General features: G+C 74.2%; 16 protein-coding genes. 7 read left to right on the top strand and 9 right to left on the bottom strand.

The genetic code is table 11. The annotated features are described in order from the left end of the window. Nucleotides 1-106 precede the first annotated feature (106 nt). Both DZA62_RS09555 and DZA62_RS09550 read left to right on the top strand, forming a co-directional pair. Nucleotides 107-1,375, top strand: coding sequence for a sensor histidine kinase (locus tag DZA62_RS09555; protein WP_116948663.1), 1,269 nt, complete (start codon nucleotides 107-109; stop codon nucleotides 1,373-1,375). Continuing rightward, nucleotides 1,372-2,046, top strand: coding sequence for a response regulator (locus tag DZA62_RS09550; protein WP_116949063.1), 675 nt, complete (start codon nucleotides 1,372-1,374; stop codon nucleotides 2,044-2,046). Before DZA62_RS09555 ends, DZA62_RS09550 begins: the two co-directional genes overlap by 4 nt. On the opposite strand, the gene DZA62_RS09545 is transcribed toward DZA62_RS09550, so the two are convergent. After that, nucleotides 2,043-2,600 (bottom strand): GNAT family N-acetyltransferase, encoded by a 558-nt coding sequence (locus tag DZA62_RS09545; protein WP_198663593.1) that lies wholly within the window; start codon nucleotides 2,598-2,600, stop codon nucleotides 2,043-2,045. The genes DZA62_RS09550 and DZA62_RS09545 overlap by 4 nt on opposite strands. 76 nt (nucleotides 2,601-2,676) lie before the next feature. Between DZA62_RS09545 and DZA62_RS09540 the strand changes: the two genes are divergently transcribed. Then, nucleotides 2,677-3,177, top strand: a complete 501-nt coding sequence (locus DZA62_RS09540; protein WP_116948661.1) for a DUF1203 domain-containing protein — start codon at nucleotides 2,677-2,679, stop codon at nucleotides 3,175-3,177. Here the strand turns inward: DZA62_RS09540 and DZA62_RS09535 are convergent. The 3 genes from DZA62_RS09535 to DZA62_RS09525 are packed head-to-tail and all read right to left on the bottom strand — an operon-like array spanning nucleotide 3,174 to nucleotide 7,254. Beyond that, a complete protein-coding gene (locus DZA62_RS09535) occupies nucleotides 3,174-3,944 on the bottom strand; it encodes a cytochrome d ubiquinol oxidase subunit II (RefSeq protein WP_116948660.1) in 771 nt (256 codons plus the stop codon). The genes DZA62_RS09540 and DZA62_RS09535 overlap by 4 nt on opposite strands. Beyond that, a complete protein-coding gene (locus tag DZA62_RS09530) occupies nucleotides 3,941-5,107 on the bottom strand; it encodes a cytochrome ubiquinol oxidase subunit I (RefSeq protein ID WP_116948659.1) in 1,167 nt (388 codons plus the stop codon). The genes DZA62_RS09535 and DZA62_RS09530 overlap by 4 nt, the downstream gene beginning before the upstream one ends. A gap of 5 nt (nucleotides 5,108-5,112) precedes the next feature. Further along, nucleotides 5,113-7,254: an MMPL family transporter gene (locus tag DZA62_RS09525; protein WP_198663592.1), complete on the bottom strand. Its 2,142-nt coding sequence runs from the start codon at nucleotides 7,252-7,254 to the stop codon at nucleotides 5,113-5,115. 191 nt (nucleotides 7,255-7,445) lie between these two features. On the opposite strand from DZA62_RS09525, the gene DZA62_RS09520 reads away from it, so the two are divergent. Together DZA62_RS09520 and DZA62_RS09515 are read left to right on the top strand one after the other, a co-directional pair. Then, entirely contained in the window at nucleotides 7,446-8,246 is an 801-nt protein-coding gene (locus tag DZA62_RS09520; RefSeq protein ID WP_116948658.1) for a hypothetical protein, read from the top strand. Next, the gene (locus tag DZA62_RS09515) at nucleotides 8,246-9,385 is read left to right on the top strand and encodes a hypothetical protein (RefSeq protein ID WP_116948657.1); all 1,140 of its coding nucleotides are present in this window, start codon (nucleotides 8,246-8,248) and stop codon (nucleotides 9,383-9,385) included. Before DZA62_RS09520 ends, DZA62_RS09515 begins: the two co-directional genes overlap by 1 nt. Here the strand turns inward: DZA62_RS09515 and DZA62_RS09510 are convergent. Both DZA62_RS09510 and DZA62_RS09505 read right to left on the bottom strand, forming a co-directional pair. Beyond that, entirely contained in the window at nucleotides 9,346-10,011 is a 666-nt protein-coding gene (locus DZA62_RS09510) for a response regulator (RefSeq protein WP_116948656.1), read from the bottom strand. The genes DZA62_RS09515 and DZA62_RS09510 overlap by 40 nt on opposite strands. After that, nucleotides 10,008-11,147, bottom strand: a complete 1,140-nt coding sequence (locus tag DZA62_RS09505) for a sensor histidine kinase (RefSeq protein WP_116948655.1) — start codon at nucleotides 11,145-11,147, stop codon at nucleotides 10,008-10,010. The genes DZA62_RS09510 and DZA62_RS09505 overlap by 4 nt, the downstream gene beginning before the upstream one ends. A 62-nt stretch (nucleotides 11,148-11,209) precedes the next feature. Here DZA62_RS09505 and DZA62_RS09500 point away from each other — a divergent pair, with 62 nt between their 5' ends. Then, nucleotides 11,210-12,622 carry a GH1 family beta-glucosidase gene (locus DZA62_RS09500; RefSeq protein WP_116948654.1) on the top strand — a complete coding sequence of 471 codons (1,413 nt, stop codon included), beginning with the start codon at nucleotides 11,210-11,212 and terminating at the stop codon, nucleotides 12,620-12,622. Here DZA62_RS09500 and DZA62_RS09495 read toward each other — a convergent pair. Both DZA62_RS09495 and DZA62_RS09490 read right to left on the bottom strand, forming a co-directional pair. Beyond that, entirely contained in the window at nucleotides 12,619-13,236 is a 618-nt protein-coding gene (locus tag DZA62_RS09495) for a hypothetical protein (protein ID WP_116948653.1), read from the bottom strand. The two genes, DZA62_RS09500 and DZA62_RS09495, sit on opposite strands and share 4 nt — an antisense overlap. Before the next feature lie 63 nt (nucleotides 13,237-13,299). Beyond that, nucleotides 13,300-15,027, bottom strand: coding sequence for an alpha/beta fold hydrolase (locus DZA62_RS09490; protein WP_157987573.1), 1,728 nt, complete (start codon nucleotides 15,025-15,027; stop codon nucleotides 13,300-13,302). Nucleotides 15,028-15,806: 779 nt separating this feature from the next. On the opposite strand from DZA62_RS09490, the gene DZA62_RS09485 reads away from it, so the two are divergent. Next, on the top strand, nucleotides 15,807-17,561 hold the full coding sequence (locus DZA62_RS09485; RefSeq protein ID WP_198663591.1) for an HNH endonuclease signature motif containing protein: 1,755 nt from the start codon (nucleotides 15,807-15,809) through the stop codon (nucleotides 17,559-17,561). A gap of 626 nt (nucleotides 17,562-18,187) precedes the next feature. Here the strand turns inward: DZA62_RS09485 and DZA62_RS09480 are convergent. Next, nucleotides 18,188-19,219: ArsR/SmtB family transcription factor (locus DZA62_RS09480; RefSeq protein ID WP_157987572.1), on the bottom strand; the 1,032-nt coding region annotated here is incomplete at its 5' end.

Genomic DNA, 19,219 nt, shown 5'->3' with positions numbered 1-19,219 from the left:
GCTCCGCGCGTCGGCCCGAAGGATGCCGCACCGCGACCTTGGTCTAGGGCCCGATCGACCTTCGTCGCTACCCGCGCAGGCCGATCGGCTCGTAGCGTGGTGTCTCATGACGACCCATGCCCCGGTTCCCGCGGCCGGCAGTCCCGAGCTGCCGTCGCTGCTGCCGGGCGTGCTGCGGGTCGATCCCGACACCGCCGATCCCTCCCGGCGCGGCCGGGTGCGCCGGTCGGTGCGCGACTGGATCGTCGACACCCTGTGCTTCCTGGTCGCCGTGTTCATCGGGCTCATGACCTACGACGCCGCGATGCAGAACGACCCGCCCGAGCTGGTCGCACTGATCGACCTGATCCTCGGCGCGGCGGCCTGCCTCACGCTGTGGTGGCGGCGCCGCTGGCCGGTGCACCTGGCGGTCGGCATCGCGCTGCTGTCCATCGCGGCGTCCTCGGCGGCGGGCGCCGCGATCGTCCTGCTGTTCACCGTCGCGGTGCACCGCCGCTGGGCGGTGGCCGCCGCGGTCGCCGGCATGCACGTCTGCACCGGCTTGGTCTTCTACCAGGTCTATCCCGACCCCGAGCTGGCCTACCGCTGGGCCGCGCTGCTCACCATCTTCGGGGTCGTCGCCGTCACGCTCTGGGGCATGCTGGTGCGCTCGCGGCGGCAGCTGGTCCTGTCGCTGCGCGAGCGGGCCTACCAGGCCGAGGCCGAGTCGGCGCTGCGGGTCGAGCGGGCCCGGCACCTCGAGCGCGAGCGCATCGCCCGCGAGATGCACGACGTCCTCGCCCATCGCATCTCGCTGCTCAGCGTGCACGCCGGCGCGCTGGAGTACCGCCCCGACGCCCCGCGCGCGGACGTCGCGAACGCTGCCGGGGTCATCCGGGCCAGCGCGCACCAGGCGCTGCAGGACCTCCGCGAGATCATCGGCGTGCTGCGGGCACCGTCGTCCGACGACGACCCCGACCGGCCGCAGCCCACGCTCGCCCAGCTGCCGGCGCTGGTCGAGGAGTCCCGGCAGGCCGGCATGCGGGTCACGGTCGTCGAGGAGGTGGCCGGCGACGGCGCCGAACCGCCCGCGGTCGTGGCGCGCTGTGCCTACCGCGTCGTGCAGGAGGCGCTCACCAACGTGCGCAAGCACGCGCGCGGCACCGGCGTCATCGTCACACTGACCGGCGGGCCCGGCGGCGGGCTGGCGGTCGAGGTGCGCAACCGCCTGCCGGTCGGGTCGGGCGACTTCGGCTCGGCGGGCGACATCCCCGGCACCGGCACCGGGCTCATCGGACTGGCCGAACGGGTCGAGCTGGCCGGCGGATCGCTGGAGCACGGAATCACCCGTGACGGCGACTTCCGCGTCCACGCCTGGCTACCGTGGCCCGCATGACGTCCGAGCCCGCGACCGCTGTCACCAGGATTCTCATCGTCGACGACGACGCTCTCGTCCGGGCCGGGCTGTCGATGATGCTGGCCGGCGTGCCCGACCTCGAGATCGTCGGCGAGGCGGCCGACGGCGCCGAGGTGCCCGCCATGGTCGAGGCGGCCCGGCCCGACGTCGTCCTCATGGACATCCGCATGCCGCGGGTCGACGGACTGGCCGCCACCGAGTCGCTGCGGCGGCGCACCGACCCGCCGGAGATCGTCATCCTCACCACGTTCGACACCGACGACCACGTGTTGCGCGCGCTGCGGGCCGGCGCGACCGGCTTCCTGCTGAAGGACACGCCGCCGGGCGACATCGTCGCCGCGGTCCGTCGCGCCGCGGCCGGCGAGCCGATCCTGTCGCCGTCGGTCACCCGGCAGCTCATCGCGCACGTGTCCGACGGCGACGGCGGCGGCCGCACGCAGCGCGCGGAGACACAGCTGGCCGAGCTGTCGGAGCGCGAGCTGGAGGTCGCCGTCGCCATCGCCCACGGCCGATCCAACGCCGAGATCAGCACGGAGCTGTTCATGAGCGTCGCGACGGTGAAGGCGCACGTGTCGCGGGTGCTCACGAAGCTCGACCTCAACAACCGCGTGCAGATCGCGCTGCTCGTGCACGACGCCGGCCTGGTCTAACGGGCCGCCCACTCGCGGGCAAGCATCGCGTAGTCGTACTCGCTCACCCACTCGCCCTTGACGAGCTGATTCTCGACGAGGTGCGCCTCGCGCCGCATGCCGAGCCGCTCCATCAGGCCGGCGGACGCGGCGTTGGCTGCGGCGCAGCGGCCGATGACGCGGCGGAAGCCGAGCGGGTCGAACGCCAGCCCCAGCATCGCCGTCGCCGCCTCGCGGGCGTAGCCGTGGCCGTGGTGCTCCGGGTGGAACGCGAAGCCGATCTCGGCGCACTGCTGTTCCGCGCTGACGACGTGCAGGTGCACCTCGCCGACGTAGGTGTCGTCGGCGCTGCGCAGGACCGCGAGGTCGAGCGAGTCGCCGTCGGCGACGGGGGTGGTCTGCTGCAGGCGGCGGCCGAGCCGCTCGATGGCGTAGCCCCGCTGCCACGGCTCCCACAACATGTAGCGGGCGACGTCGGGGTGGGCGTGCAGGCGGTGCAGCTCGTCGAGGTCGGCCTCGACGTGCGGGCGCAGGGTCAGGCGGTCGGTGGTCAGCGGAAGCGGGAGTCCGGGCACCAGGTCATCGTAGGCAGGCCGACGCCCCGTCCGATTCCCGCCAGCACGGCCCGCGCCCGGCCGCGACGCTGGAGGCATGAGCAGCTACGAGTACCGCCCGATCCCCGCCGACGTCACCGCCCGGCTGCGCGAGCGGGACGACGCCGGGCTGACCCGCGAGCCGTTCACCGACGTCGACGGCGGCGCGCCGCTGCGCTGCTGCCTGGCCCGCAGCGTGCCGGGCGACAGCCTGGTGCTGGTGACGTACGCGCCGCTGCGCCGGTGGGCCGAGGAGCACGGCGCGGACCCGGGCGCCTACGACGAGACCGGCCCGGTGTTCCTGCACGCGCGCGCGTGCGGCGGCCCTCGGCACGACGGCTTCCCGGCCGAGGTCGCGTCGGCCAGGCGGGTGTACCGCGGCTACGACAAGCGCGGCCACATCGTCGGCGGCCGGCTGGTCTCCCCCGCGCCCGGCCACGCCGCGGACGTCGCGGCCGCCGCGCTGGACGACCTGTTCGCCGACCCGGCGGTCGAGGTCGTCCACGTGCGGGCCGTCGAGTTCGGCTGCTTCCACGCCGAGGTCCGCCGCCCGTCCTAGGGTGCGCCGGCGGGTGTCGCGACGCGGTGGCGGAACACCCACCACGTCATCGCCTGCCCGGCCAGGAGCAACGGCAGAACTGCGCAGACCGCGGGCACCAGCAGCCGCAGTGTGGCGTCGTCGGCGGCGGCGCCCGCGAACTCCAGCCGGGCGCCGGCGGCGAGCGGCGCCGCGGCCAGCACGACCGCCGTCAGCGCGAACGTCGCCCGGTCCCCCACCGGGCCGGCCAGTGCCCGGGCCCGCTCGTGCGGACGGCCGGTGAGCCGCAGCCCGGCGAAGGACAGCCCGTGCAGAGCGAACAGCGCGACGACGACGGCGCCGAGCAGTGCCACCGCCGCGCCGCCGGCGACGCCGTCGGTCACGCCGGTCAGCAGCCCGGCCAGGATCCACGCCCAGGCGCCCGCCACCGTCCAGGAGCCGACCGTCACCGCGACGTCGCAGGCCGCCGGCCAGGCCCGGTCCCGTGCCCACAGCCCGACGTCGCGGATGATCCAGGCGGCGACGAGCACGACGATCAGCGGGTACAGCCCGGAGAAGAGTTCGGCCTCCAGGGCGGGGAACGCCCCGATCAACAGCCCGGCGGTGGCGACCAGCCACACCTCGTCGGCGAGGAAGAACGGCACGATCGCGGCCACGACCTGCCGCCGCTCGGCGCCGTCGCGGCCGAGGAACGGCAGCATCATCCCGGTGCCGATGTCCGCGCCGCCGAGCACGAAGTACCCGGTGGCGAAGAAGCCGAACAGCGCCGCGGCGAGTGTCTCCGTCATACGAGCACCTCCAGCGGCGCCGTCGCCGGTTCCGGCCCGCGCCGGGCCTGCCGCGCCAGCAGCCACCCGTTGACGGCGATCAGCACCGCGAACACGCCCACGAACGTCACGAACGAGAACCGGATCGCCGCCGGCGACACGTCCGACAGCGCGTCGCGCGTGGTGAGCAGCCCGTCGACGACCCACGGCTGGCGGCCCACCTCGCGGAACACCCAGCCGGAGATCATCGCCACGTACGGCAGCGGGATCGCCGCGATCAGCGCGACGTGCCACGGCCGCGCCGTCACGACGACCCGCCGCGACAGCGCCAGGACGACGTTCAGGAAGGAGAAGAAGAACATCGCCGCGAACGCCATCAGCATGAGCAGGGCACCGGCCCGTGCCAGGCCCGCGCCGCCGGAGAACGCCTCCCATTTGTGCGGCTGGATCTCTTCGATCAGCTGCAGCTGCCGGCCGCCGGTGATCGCGGACCCGAACAGCGCCGGCGCCGCGACGAACACCCCGATCCGCAGCGACCGGCCGAAGAACTCCTGCTCCGGCGTGCGCCGCAGCAGGTGCCAGGCGCTCACACCGGCGACGAAGAACCCGGCCGTGACGAGCGCACCGGCCAGCACGTGCCAGAACGCCTGGAGCGTGCTGGGGTTCGTCAGCACCGCGGCGGCGTCGGTGAGCCGCAGCCCGTCCTCGCCGGGCGCCGCGCCGACCGGGTGCTGCATGAACCCGTTCGCCACCAGCACCCAGTACGCCGACGCGTACGCGGTCAGCGTCACCACCCAGATCGCGGCCAGGTGCGCCCACCGGTTGAGCTTGTCCCAGCCGAAGATCCACAGCCCGAGGAAGGTCGACTCGACGAAGAACGCCACCAGCGTCTCCATCGCCAGCGACGCGCCCACGACGTTGCCGGCGAAGTGCGTCAGCCCGCTCCAGCTCAGCCCCAGCTGGAACTCCATGACCAGACCGGTGAGGATGCCCATCGCGTAGTTGGTCACGTAGAGCCGGCCCCAGAACCGGGTCATCCGGGCGTGGATCGGGCTGCGCCCGACGGTGGCCCGCGTCTGCAGGACGGCGAGGACGGTGGCCAGGCCGAGCGTCAGCGAGACGAACAGGAAGTGGGCGCCCGCGGTCAGCGCGAACTGCAGGCGCGCCAGCTCCAGCACATCCACTGCGGCTACCGCGTCTGCCCGGCGGTGACGGCGTCGGCGTCACCCCGCGCCGGTTCGGGCCGCTCCAGCGCGATGTGCGGCAGGATGCGATCCAGCCAGCGCGGCAGCCACCACGCCCGCTCCCCCAGCAGGCTCATCACGGCCGGGACGATGAGGCAGCGGATGACGACGGCGTCGAGGAACACCGCGACCGCGAGGCCGAGGCCGAACTGCTGCAGCATGCGGTCCGGGCTGAGCAGGAACGCCCCGAACACCACGACCATGATCGCCGCGGCTGCCGTGATCACGCCGCCGGTCGTGGCCAGACCCTCCCGGACGGCGCGGACGGCGTTGCCCGACCGGCGCCACTCCTCGTGCATCCGCGACACCAGGAAGACCTCGTAGTCCATCGACAGGCCGAACACGATCGCGAAGATCATCACCGGGACGAACGCCTCGACCGGGCCGGCGGGCACGCCGAACAGCCCTTCGCCGAACACCAGCGTCACGACACCCAGGGACGCGCCGATGCTCAGCAGGTTCAGCACGGCCGCCTTCACCGGGACCCAGATCGATCGGAACACGGCCATCAGCAGCAGCGCGGACAGCCCGACGACGACGGCGACGAACAGCGGCAGCCGGTCGCTGACGGCGTCGGCGAAGTCCTCGGCGGCCGCGGTCGACCCGCCGACCAGGTAGGTCACGCCGGTCTCCGACGCCAGCGGCGGCAGCACGTCGTCGCGCAGCCGGTGGACGAGGTCGGCGGTCGCGGCGTCCTGCGGGGCGGACTCCGGGAACGTGACGACCAGCGCGAGGTCGGTGTCCGGCAGCGGCTGCGGCGGCACGACGCCCGCGACGCCGTCGGTGTCCTCGAGGGCGGCCGCCAGGGCGGCGCCGCCGTCGGCCGCGCCCTCCGCCAGCACGATCAGCGGCCCGTTGAAGCCCGGGCCGAACCCCTCGGCGAGCAGGTCGTAGGCCTGCCGGCTGGTCGACGACGACGCCTCGTTGCCGGCGTCGGCGAACCCGAGCCGCAGGCCGAGCGCGGGTGCGGACAGCGCGAGCAGGACGGCGACCGCGGCGACGAGCGGGGGCAGCGGGCGCCGCCGGACCGCGTCGGCCAGCCGCCGCCACCGCGCGCCCGGCTGCCGCTTCGACCGCCGGGCGTGGGCGAGGACGCGCTTCTCGATCCGCCGGCCGAACACGGTCAGCAGCGAAGGCAGCAGCGTCAGCGACGCGAGCATGGTGACCAGCACGGTCAGCGCGACGGCCAGTGCCACACCCTGCAGCGACCCGAGACCCAGCGCGAACAGGCCGAGCAGCGCGATGATGACCGTGCAGCCGGCGAAGATCACCGAGCGGCCGGCGGTGTCCAGTGCCGTACGGGCGGCTTGCTGCCGGTCGCCGCCGGCCAGCAGCTCCGAGCGGTAGCGGGCGAACACCAGCAGTGCGTAGTCGATGCCGACGCCGATGCCGACCAGCATCATCAACGGCGCGGTGTACGTCGCGATCGTCACGACGTTGGACAGCACGACGATGACGCCCAGCGTGCTGCCGACGGCGAAGACCGCGGTGATCAGCGGCAGCGTCGCGGCCAGGAACGAGCCGAACATGAACACGAGGATGACCAGCGCGGCCAGCATGCCGGCGCCCTCGGCGGCCCCGCCGGCGGACTCCTCGGCCCCTCGGACGGCATCACCGCCCAGCTCGACCCGCAGTCCGTCGCCGCCGGCCGCCTGAGCGGTGTCGATGATCTCCCGCACGGCGTCGGCCGGCACGTCCGTGGCGCTGCCGTCCAGCGTCACCGTCGCGTACGCGACGGTCCCGTCCGCCGACACCGCCCCCGGCGCGTCGAACGGGCTGGACACGTGGACGACGTGCGGCAGCGTACTCAGCTCGCCGAGCATCGGCTCGACGCGGTCGCGTCGCCCCTCGACGCCGTCCTCGTCGTGCAGCACGACCTGCACGGAGTCGCCGGCCTGCGCGGGCGCGGCGTCCTCCAGCGCGTCGGACAGCTGCTGCGACTCCGTGCCCGGCAGCGCGTGGTCGTCGTGGTAGTCGTCGCCGACGGCCTGCGACAGCACCGTGACGCCGGCCAGCACGACCAGCCACAGACCGATGGCCAGCCAGTGGTGCCGCTGCGACCAGGCGGCGAGCCGTTCCAGCCTCATGTTCGTTCCTTCCTCGTCCGTGCGGAGATCTCCGACGCTGACCAGCATCGGGTGACGGCACGGCCCGGCGCGTCCGGCTGGAGCGGACACCTGACGTACACCAGGAGTTGCGGCCTAGGGGTGATCACGTACGCCGGGAGTTGTCTAGGATGACTGGCTCGCGGGCACCCACCGACGACGCAGGGAGTCAGGTGAGCCACGAGGACGACGCACCGCCGCCGCCTCCACGTCCCAGCCCGTTCGCGCGCCTGAAGCACTGGCACGCCACTCTGAGCCTGGCCAACCGGCTGGGCCTCTACGCGCTGGTGCTGACGGCGATCGGCGTCCTGGCGCCCGTGGCGGCCGCCGTGTGGACGGCGACGACCGGGCCGGAGGTCGGCCTGCTGGTCGACCAGGACAACAACGGCTGCACCTCGGTGTGGACGGTTCCGGACCGCAGCGCGGAGCTGGTGGACGACATCATCGCCAACAAGGACAATCGGCAGCTGGCCCGGTGGGAGCGCGACGGCCGCATCACCCACCGCGGCTCCGTCAAGGCACAGGTCGGCGTCCACAGCGCCGAGGCGCCGATCGAGGTGCGCGACCTCACCATCACCGTGCTGAGCCGGACCGACCCCGTCACCGGCGAGCAGTCCCGGGCTCAGGGTTGCGGCGGCGAGCCCGACGACGGCGACGAGCCGGACTTCGTCGTCGTCGACCTCGACACGCTGCCCATCGGCACCGACGTCCCCATCGGATACCTGCAGGGCAGCGACCAGCAGGCACAGGCCCGGGCCGAGGCGGACCTGCTCGGCGAGCAGATCACGCTGCCGCGCACGGTCGGCGCCCAGGACTTCTACTCGTTCACGCTCGTCGGCCGCAGCGCCGGTCACGACACCGAGTGGCGGGCGACCGTCACCTGGTGGGACGGCGAGCAGGTGCACACCGACGTGCTGGACAACGACGGTGCGCCGTTCCGCGTGACAGGCCCGCTGCCCATCCGGGAGGACTGATGCGCGGGCACCCGCTCCGCACCGCGCTGGCCGGGCTGGTCGCGATGCTGGTCGTCGCGGCGCTGCCGGCGCAGATCGACTGGGCCGACCGGCTCGGGCCGCCGGAGCGGCTCGGCGACCGCCTCCGTTTCCTGACCGTCTCGCCGACGCTGCTCCTGTCCGACCGGTCCGGCTGGCCGGCGTACCTGACCGAGCTGCTGTGGGCGGCGCTGTTCGTGGCGCTGCTGCTCGCGGTGTCGTGGTGGCTGGCGACGGCGATCGCCGACGACTGGACGCGTCCCGTGGTGGTCGTGCTGGCCCTGCCGGTGGTCGCACCGCTGGCGAACCTCACCGCGATGCTGCTCGTCGACGCGGGCGGGCTGGCGGCCGACGCGGCGGGGCGGGGCGAGCGGCTGGGGCGGATCCTGACCGACGCCCAGCAGGCCTCGGGCCACGTCCTGCTGGTCGCGCTGGCCGGCGCGACGCTCGTCCTCGTCACACACGCCGACCGGCTCTGGCCCCATGAGCCGGACGGCACCGTGCGGGTCACCGCCACGTCGGCCCTCGTGCTCCTGCGCGGCCCCGCGCCGACGCTCTGGCGGCGCATCGGCCTCGCCGTCCTGGCGGCTCTCGTGGCGTACCTGCTCATGACCGTCGTCCCCGACGTGCTCAGCGCCGTCACGGAGCCGGTCGCACGGCTGTGGTGCGCGGGCAGCCCGTCCGCCGACGGCTGCGTGAGCGGGCTCACCTTCATCGCCGGGGAGGCGCCGACCGACCCGGCGGACATCCTGCTCGGCGGGCGCGCGGGGCTGGTGCGCATCTACGCCATCCAGGTGTTCGTGCTGGTCTTCGCACTGGCGTACTTCCAGGTGCACACCCAGCCGTTGCGGTCGCGGCCCGCGACGACGCTGCTGGCGGCCTGGTACGCGTTCACGCTCGCGGTGGTGACGCACGAGGGCGTCGTCGACGCGGCGGCCGGCGTGGCCGACGAGCCGGGGCTGCCGGGTGTCCTCGGGCTGCTGCTGCCCCCGGCGGGTCTCAGACCGGCGCTGCTGGCGGCTCCCGCCGTCGCCGTCGCGTTCGCCGCCGCGCATGCGCTGGTGGCGCGGCGGCGACGCCGTCAGCCCAGCCAGCCGGGTGTGACCAGCCCGGCCTCGTAGGCGAGGACGACCAGCTGGGCGCGGTCGCGGGCGCCCAGCTTGGTGAGGATGCGGCTGACGTGCGTCTTCGCCGTGGCCGGGCTCAGCACCAGGCGGTCGGCGATCTCGTCGTTGGACAGTCCCGCCGCGACCAGCTCGAGCACCTCGCGCTCCCGCTCGGTGAGCGCGTTGAGACGGCTGTTCGGGACCGGCTTGGCGGCCCGGCCGGCGATCTCGGAGATCAGCCGGCGGGTGATCGACGGCGCGATCAGCGCGTCGCCGCGGGCCACGACCCGCACGGCGTGGATCAGCTCCATCGGCTCGGTGTCCTTGACGAGGAAGCCGCTCGCCCCGGCCCGCAGCGCGCCGTACACGTAGTCGTCGAGGTCGAACGTGGTGAGGATGACGACGCGCACGCCGGCCAGCGCGGGGTCGGCGACGATGCGGCGGGTCGCCTCCAGCCCGTCCAACTCGGGCATCCGCACGTCCATGAGCACGACGTCGGGGCGCAACTCGCCCACCAGCGTCAGCGCCTCCGCGCCGTCGGCCGCCTCGCCCACGACGTCGAGGTCGGGCTCGCCGGCGAGGATCGACCGGAACCCCGCGCGGACCAGCCGCTGGTCGTCGGCCAGCAGCACCGTCGTCACGCCGGGCCCCCGTACGGCAGCCGCGCGGTGACCCGGAAGCCGCCCTCGGGCCGGTCGGCCGCGGCCAGCGAGCCGCCGAGCGCCTCGGCCCGCGACCGCATGCCCGTGATGCCGCTGCCGCCGCCGGTGCGGCTGCCGGCACCTCGCCCGTCGTCGCTCACGTCCACCGTCACATCATCGCGCCCATAGCCGATCCGGACCGCCACCCGCCCCGCACCGGCGTGCCGGGTGACGTTGGTGAGCGCCTCCTGGACGATCCGGTACGCCGCGAGGTCGACCGCCGGCGTCAGGCCGACCGGCGAGCCGTCGGTCGCGACGTCGACGGCCAGCCCGGCGGCCCGGCTGCGCTCGGCCAGTTCGGCGAGCCGGCGCAGCCCCGGCGCGGGCGCCGTGGGGGCCTGCTCGTCGACCTGGCGCAGCACGCCGAGGGTGCCGCGCAGCTCGCGCAGCGCCTCGCGGCTGGTCTCCTTGATCGCCGCCAGCGCCTCGGCGGGGCCGTCGGCGGCCGGGCCGTCGGCGCCGTCGCGCGACAGGGCGTGCAGCGCGGCGCCGGCCTGGACGTTGATCAGCGAGATGTTGTGCCCGAGGACGTCGTGCAGCTCGCGCGCGATGCGCAGCCGCTCCTCCGTCGCCCGGCGACGCAGCGCCTCCTCGCGCTCGCGCCGTGTGCTGTGCATGACCGCCCCGATCGCGACGGCCGCGACCAGCCAGCTGACCAGCAGGAACATCCCCGCGTCGCCGAGCGGCGACTCGTCGGTGCCGTACTCGCCGAACGCGGAGCCCGCGATGGCCAGCCCGCCGATGGCCGCCGCCGCGACCGTGCGGCCGTCCGACGCGAGCGAGTACAGGGAGATGATCAACGTGATCAGCAGGGCGCCGTCGGGGTTGACGGCCGGGTAGTAGATCACCGACGCCGCCAACGTGGCGATGCCCACCGAGACCGGGAACCGGCGCCGGAACGCCAGCGCGCCGCAGCCCACGACGATCAGCAGCCAGCCGGTCGCCGGGACCGAGCGCAGCGCCACCGGATCGCCCTGGCCGATCACCGTCGTGAGCACGACGAACAGCAGCGTGCCCGCGGCCAGCAGCACGTCGGCGCGCGCGCCGTGCCGCCACGATTCCCACTCGCCGCTCATGCACCGCAGCTTAGATAAGGTCAGGGCTGATCCGGCCACGTCTTCGCTAGGAGTCGCGACACATGAGCACCGGCACCGGCCGTCGGTTCCCCGACGGCTTCCTCTGGGGGTCGGCCACGGCCTCGTACCAGATCGAGGGCGCGGCCAAGGAGGGCGGCCGCGGGCCGTCCATCTGGGACACGTTCTCGCGCACCCCCGGCAAGACGCTGAACGGCGACACCGGCGACGTCGCCGACGACCACTATCACCGCTGGCAGGAGGACCTCGGCCACATCGCCGACCTCGGCCTGGGCGCGTACCGGTTCTCGACGGCCTGGCCCCGGGTGCAGCCCGGCGGCCGCGGCCCGGCCAACCGCGAGGGCCTGGACTTCTACTCCCGGCTGGTCGACGGCCTGCTCGAGCGGGGCGTCGCGCCGGTACTGACGCTGTACCACTGGGACCTGCCTCAGGATCTCGAGGACGCCGGCGGCTGGGCCACCCGCGACACCGCCTATCGCTTCGCCGACTACGCCGAGATCATGGCCCGCGAGCTGGGCGACCGCGTCGACCTGTGGACCACGCTGAACGAGCCGTGGTGCAGCGCCTACCTCGGCTACGCCTCCGGCGCCCACGCGCCCGGCCGGGCCGAGCCGGCCGCCGCGCTGGCCGCCGTCCACCACCTCAACCTCGCGCACGGCCTGGGCCTGCAGGCGGTCCGCTCGGTGCTGCCGTCGGCGCGTGCCTCGGTGACGCTGAACCTGCACGTCATCCGCCCGGTCGACCCCTCGTCCGAGGCCGACCTCGACGCCGCCCGCCGGGTCGACGCGCTGGCCAACCGCGCGTTCACCGGCCCGCTGCTGAACGGCGCCTACCCGGCCGACCTGCTGGCCGACACCGCCCACGTCACCGACTGGTCGTTCGTGCACGACGGCGACACCGCCATCGCGAACCAGCCGCTCGACGTCCTCGGCGTCAACTACTACTCGACCGGCCTGGTCCGCCGCTGGGACGGCAGCGGCCCGCGCTCCGAGGACGACGGCCACGACGACGCGCTCGGCTCCCCCTGGGTCGGCGCCGACGACATCGAGTTCGTCCGTCCCGAGGGCCCCTACACCGCCATGGGCTGGAACATCGACCCCAGCGGCCTCACCGAGCTGCTGCTGCGCGTGCACCGCGAGCACCCCGGCCTGCCGATGATGATCACCGAGAACGGCGCCGCCTACGCCGACACCGTCTCCCCCGACGGCGCCGTCCACGACCCGCTGCGCATCGACTACATCGCCCGCCACCTGGAGGCCACCGGCCAGGCGATCGACCAGGGCGCCGACGTCCGCGGCTACTTCGCGTGGTCGCTGCTCGACAACTTCGAGTGGTCCTTCGGGTTCGAGCGTCGCTTCGGCCTCATCCGGGTCGACTACGACACGCTCGAGCGCACCTGGAAGGACTCCGCGCACTGGTACCAGGGCGTCGTCGCCCGCAACGGCCTGGAGGGCTAGAAGTCCAGGCCGGCGACCAGTTCCTCCGCCAGCGGGCGCAGCTGGTCGAGGGTGGCGGGGCCGGTCGTGTACACACTCAGCAACAGGCGCTCGTCGCCGGCGCGAAGCACCACCTCGAGCCTCGCGCTGGCGACGTCGGCCTCGTCGAGCATCGCATTGGGCCCGTAACCCGCGACGATGCCGAGGTCCGCGACCTCCTCGTAGTCGCCGACGGTCTCGTTCACGATGTCGGTGAAGGCGCGGTCCACGACGTCGCGGTCGGTGTCGTCCTCGTCCCACTCGGTGGAGAGGCGGGTGTTGAGGGCGGGCAGGTCGGAGCTGTAGTCGCACTCGCGCGACAGGAAGTACGGCGAGCGCATGACCGGCGCCCGGCCACGCTCGGTGCCCTCGCTGCCCTCGACGACGACGCCCAGCGACTGCTCGATGGTCTCGGCGGACAGCAGGGCGCAGAACTCGTCGGCACTCAGATCCTCGACGACGGACGCGGACTCCTCGTCGCCGGCGGGGGTGGCGTCGTCGGAGGCCGAGCCGGAGCCGGAGCCCGAGTCGGACGAGCACGAGGCGAGCGCCAGCACGAGGACGGCGAGACGGGTGGCCAGGGCGGCAGAACTCATCGGCAGAACGTTCCTCTGATCGGTGTGCGCCCGGCGGCAGTCACTCTAACGGAACGCGAGCCGTCAGCTGGGCAGAACGACCATCACGACGAACCAGGCGGCGAAGGCCAGCCAGAGCAGGCCGGCGCCGGCCAGGGCGAGCCGGGCCCGGGCGGACGGCGCCCGTCGCGCCGTGAGCCCGATCGCGGCCGCCCCGGCCACCAGCAGCAGCCCCAGCCACGGCACCGCCCGCGGCACGCCGACCACCAGCTGGGTCGGCAGCGAGCCCGCGGCGGCCCAGACCAGCCCGCCGGCCGCCAGCAGGAACACGGTGCCCGACAGCGGCGCGACTCCGGCGACCAGCCCGGCCGCGCCGCCACGTCGCCCGCGTCCGGCCACGACCGGGGCCAGCCAGCCGGCCAGCCAGCCCACGCAGAGCAGCGCGAACGCCGCCGGGAGCGCCACCCCGAGCCAGTCGCCGTCGTCGGCCGCCAGCGCCGCCCGGGCGACCCGCGTCGTCGGGTGCAGGTCTCCCGCGCCGACGACGGCGTACGCGGGCGTCGCGCGGTCGCACAGGTCGGCGACGTCGTGCCCCGGCTCGGCCAGCCAGGCGGCGATGCTCTCGCGCCCGCACCGGCTCTGCAGCAGCACCGCGTGGCCGACGCCGGCGAACTCGAGGAACTGCCGGTCCGCCAGCCCGGCCGACGCCTCGTCCGCCACCGGCGCGGGCGTCACCGGGTCCTCGCTCCCGGCCAGCACCAGCGCCGGCTGGGTGAACGCGACCGGCGCGGGCGGCAGCGGTGGTGACGCCAGCCCCAGCTCGGCGCAGACCACCTCGTCGGCGACCAGCCACTCGATCAGCGGCGACGCGCGTCCGGCGCCGGCCCGGCGGTAGGCGACCTCGTCCTGGCACTGCATGACCCAGTACTGCCCGAGCGTGTGGCTGGTCAGCTCCTCGACGCCGAGGTCGACCAGCGTGCCCAGCGCGCCCGTGTTCCCGCCGGCGAGGCGGTCCAGCAGGTACGGGATCACCGGCAGCAGCTCGACGTCGTACAGGCCGGCGTGCACGAACGTGATGAGGTCGTCGCCGGTGAGCCGGAACGTGCGCGGCTGCCCGGTCACCGGGTTGTGACCGTCGACGGCGACCGGGGTGGCGTCCAGCAGATCCGCGGCCGCCAGCAGGTCGGCGTACGGGTCCGGGAAGTCGCCGCCGGAACGCTCGCCGAGGCGGTCCAGCGACAGCTCGAGCCCCTCGTACGCGGTCGCGGCGAAGTCACGGTCCGGCGCGCTGAACGAGTCGAGCACGACCGCGTCGACGCCGTCCGGGTCGATCCGCGCCAGCTCCGCCATCACCTGCGTCGACCACGACAACCCGTACGCCGTCCAGCTGTCGTAGCCCAGCGCCTCCCGCAGGTCGCGCAGGTCCTGGGCGGTCTCGGTGACGGTGTACCCGCGCGGTTCGCCGCCGCCGGCCACGAAGTCGTCCAGGCAGGCACGCATCGCGACCGCGGCCGGTTCGAACTCCTCGTACGGGTCATCGGTGGTGGTGAACGCGTCGGCCATCGCGGCGGCCGCGCCCGGGCATTGCAGCGACGGTGTGCCGCGGGCGCCGCCCCGCTGCTCCAGCACGACGACGTCACGGGTCTCGCGCAGCCCCAGGCCGTCGGCGAAATAGCCGGCCAGCTGCAGCGAACCCGACCCCGGGCCGCCGTTCATGAACACCAGCGGCGGCGCGGCCGGATGCTCGGCGCGGACGTGGACGTACGGCAGCTCGATGGTGCGGCTCTCAGGGTCGGCGCGGTACTCCGGCACGGTGAGGACGCCGCACTCGCCGCCGGCCGGGACGGCGACGAGGCACTCGCTGTCCCGTACCTCGGCAGTGCCGGACGGCGTTGCAGCGGTGGCGCTGCCGGTCGCGGATGCGGCCGCGCTGCCCGTGTGTGTTGCGATGGCGCTGCGGGTGCGTGATGCGGTGGCGCTGCCCGTGTGTGATGCGGCCGCACTGCCCGTCGCGGATGCAGACGCGCTGCCGGTGTCTGCGGTGGCGCTGCCCGTGTGTGATGCGGCCGCACTGCCCGTCGCGGATGAAGGCGCGCTGCCGGTGTCTGCGGTGGCGCTGCCCGTGTGTGATGCGGCCGCACTGCCCGTCGCGGATGAAGGCGCGCTGCCGGTGTCTGCGGTGGCGCTGCCGGTCGCGGCCACGGGTATCGCCAGGGTCATACCGAGGAGCGCGGTCGCCGCGAGCACCGCCGCCGTCCGCCGCACCCCGCCCTCCCTCCGCAGGCGCTGTCGCCGGGCGACAATCTATCCACGATGCATCGCGCCGCTCCACGCGCCCGCTCCTCGAGTTCATCGAATTTGCGATCCGCACACCTGTTCGATAAGATCATCTTCAGAACAAGATCCAGCCGTCACCGGGAGCGGCAGCAGTGGGTTCCCGGGCAGCGAAGAGGGCATCACGCCAGATGCCCCGCCTCGTCCACGGTCGCAGTCCCTGCGGTCGTCCACCCCAGCCCCATGGGCCAACGCGGGTGGTATGGCGCTCCAGCATCGGAGCGCATCCTCATCGTGGACGAGAAGGGACGTGCGTGGTGTCCAATCCGATCGACCGTCTGGCCATGGCTCCGCCGGGCGCAGAGCTGGCCGCGCTGCTCGCGTGCATCGACCTCACGGCTTTGTCCCCTCATGACCTCATCGTGGCGGCGCAGGCGCGGCAGCGGCAGCTCGCGCACGAGGAAGCCGCGTTGTTGCGCGTCTTCGCCGAGCTGGCGGGCCGGCCGGAGTACCAGCGGTGCGGCGCTCCTCCTGAGCTGGCCTCCGCGCACATGCATCGAGCGGTCGAGGCCGCCGGCGACGAAGTGTCCCTGGCATTGCGCTGGAGTCCGGGCCGCGCGACTGCGCGCGTCGCCCTGGCGGTCGAGTTGCTCGAGGACCTCCCGGAGACCTTCGAGGCGCTCGCCGCGGGACGCCTCGACGCCGACAAGGCGCGGCTGATCGCCGACCGAACCCGCTGTCTGGCCGGCCCCGTCCAGCGCCGTCAGGTCGAGGCGGCCGTGCTGCCCGACGCGGAGACGCGCACGTGGTGGTCGTTGGACCGGAGCCTGCGCCGTGAGGTGATCATCGCCGATCCCACCGGGGCCGAAGATCGCCGCCGCCGCGCCGCTGAGCGCCGCTACGTCGGTCGTCCCGAGCCCGCCGCGCCGGGTGGTGAGGACGGCATGGCCACCCTCATGCTCTGCGGACCTGCCGAAGATCTCGCCGCGCTGTGGACCGCCACCGATGCCGCCGCCCGCCACGCTCGTGCCAGCGGTGAGTCGCGCACCCTCGACCAACTGCGCTTCGACCTCCTCACCGGCCTGGGCTGGACGGCACTCGAGTCCGGGCACCTCGGCTGCTGTCACCCCACCTGCACAGCCCGCGACCCCGCGCCGACCCCCGCCCCCACACCCGCCGGCCACCCGAGATCAACCTTCCTGAGCCGACCGGCCCACCCCACCACCCCGGACCGACCCGCTAACCCCGGCACACCCGGCATCCCGGGCCACCCCAGCACCCCACGACACCCCACCAGCGCGGGGCAGATGCTCCAGGTACGTCCGGCTGATCGTGCCGCAGCCGACGACACCGATCCCGACCCGCTCCGGCGCGCTCCCGCCGCCCCTTCAGCCATCGCGGCGTCCAGCCGGCCCGTCGCCCCGGGCACGCTCAGCAGCCCGGGCCACCCCACCAGTCCCGGCACACCAACCGACTCCGCCGCTACGGCCCGTCCCGCGGCTCGGGCGCACCCCGCCGGGCCGGTAGTTCTCGGCCGGTCTCGAGGCGAGGCCGCCGCTGTGCTGGTCACGGTGCCGATCGACGTCCTCACCGGGGCCCAGGACGCGCCGGGCGAGCTCGCCGGATTCGGCCCCATCACCGCCGGCACCGCCCGCCGCATCGCCGGCGACGCCACCGTGCGCCGGCTGCTCACCGATCCCGCCGACGGCCGACTGCTCGAGTACGGCCGCGCCACCTACGCGCCGCCGGCCGGCCTCGCGGCCCACGTCGTCGCCCGCGACCGGACCTGCCGGTTCCCCACCTGCCACCGACCCGCCACCGAGTCCGAGATCGACCACCAGGTGCCCTTCGCGCAGGGCGGCAACACCGGCCCGGACAACACGTGGGCACTTCACGGCGGTCATCACCGGGCCAAGACATGGCACGGGTTCGCCGTCACCACCGACTCGCAACGGACGACCTGGTGGATCACCCCGGCCGGTCGCCGCTACCCGGTCGCGCCAGAAGTCGTCGGCCCGATCCGCGCCCGCCCACCGGCCGACGGCGCTCGTCAGGAGGTGGTGCCCTTCTGACCTGTACCGGCCTCCACCCTGCTGGGTCGAATCGATCGCGTCACGGCGGCCCCACGGCCGACGCCCCCACCCGCGACACGGCCGGCACTCCCCGCGCACATCGACGCCCCCACCCGCGACACGGCCGGCACTCCCCGCGCACATCGACGCCCCCACATCGACGCCCCCACCCGCGACGTGCCTGCCCGCTGATCACTGCCCGCTGATCACTGCCCGTTGATCACTGCCCGTTGATCACTGGTCACTGGTCACTGGTCACGCAATCAGCGGGCAGCCCCATCTGCACCGTCCAACCGCCGGTGCCGCACCTGTCGTCGGCTGCTACGCCAGCCGCCGCGCGGCAGCCCCAGCGCCGGCATGCGCCCCGGCAGAGCCGACACATACCTGCGGCCATCGCACGCACCGTGCCCGGCCACCGTCGGCACCCATCCGCGACCACCCGCACGCGCCCCGCCAGCGCCCGGACCCACCCCCGCCGACGCCCGCACGCACCCGCCACCACCGGCACCCATCCACGACCACCCGCACGCGCCCCGCCAGCGCCCGGACCCACCCCCGCCGACGCCCGCACGCACCCGCCACCACCCGCACGCACCCGTATCTCCAGCACCTCTCGGTCGGGCCGGCTACCCCAGCAACGCCGCCGCGAGGTCGGTGCGGGTGTAGACGACGCGGCGGCCGGAGCGGCGGCGAGCGACCAGGCCGGTGCGGTGCAGGATCGCCAGGTGGTACGAGATCGTCGCAGCCGACAGCGCCTCGCGTCGGCCCAGCTCGGCGGTGGTGCGCGGGGCGTCCAGCGCGGCCAGCAGCGTGGCCCGGGTGTGCCCGATCAGCTCGCCGAGATCGGCCGGCGCCGCCGCCGTCGTCGACCAGAGCGCGTGCAGGCCGCGGGCCGGGTACAGGATCGAGGGCGTCGTGGGGCGCTCGGCGTTGAGCAGCACACCGTCGCTCAGCCCCGTGCTCGGGATCAGCAGCAGGCCGTCGTGCGGCCAGTCGACCACCAGCTCGAACGGCTTGCGCACCAGGATCGCGCCGTCGTCCCAGCGCACCGACGGGTGGAAGTCGTCCAGGAGGGCCAGCGCGCCGTCCCGCACGATCCGGTCGCCGCGGTAGGCGACGTCCGCCGTCAGCACGTCCAGCACCCGCGGCCAGTCAGGCGCCAGCAGCCGCTCGAAGTACGTGCGCATCGCGTCGGCCAGCCGCTTGACGAATGCCGTCACTCCCCCGGCCAACGCCTCGGCGACGACGGCCGGCATCGGCTGGCGCAGCTCCTCGAACCGGGCCGGCCCGCCGACGCTCGCGGCCACGGCGGGCGGGATCGCGCGGCCGCGGAACGCGATGTCCAGCTGGTATTCGGTCAGTTCGGCCGGCGTCGCCGCGATGGCGGAGGCCTCGTCGTCGATCGTCATCACCGCGGCGTCCGGCGGCGGTGTGAGCAGGTCGAGGATGTAGACGGTGCTGCCGGTCAGCGCCGCGAGCAGGCTCAGCTGGGTGCCCGGGACGGCGTCGAGCGCCCGCGCCCGCCAGCGCATCAGGTGCGGCGACCCGGGCGACGGACGGTGCAGCGCGCGCAGGCTCCCGACCACCTCGGCGCACGGCGAGATGCCGAACCGGGACCGGCCCAGCGCCTCGGCCGTCATCGGCATCCGGACCGTCAC

It is taken from the genome of Jiangella endophytica, assembly GCF_003427025.1.
GTDB classification, from domain to species: Bacteria; Actinomycetota; Actinomycetes; order Jiangellales; family Jiangellaceae; genus Jiangella; species Jiangella endophytica.
The sequence above is the reverse complement of the archived record's forward strand: the minus strand, read 5'-3'. Positions and strand labels throughout refer to the sequence as shown.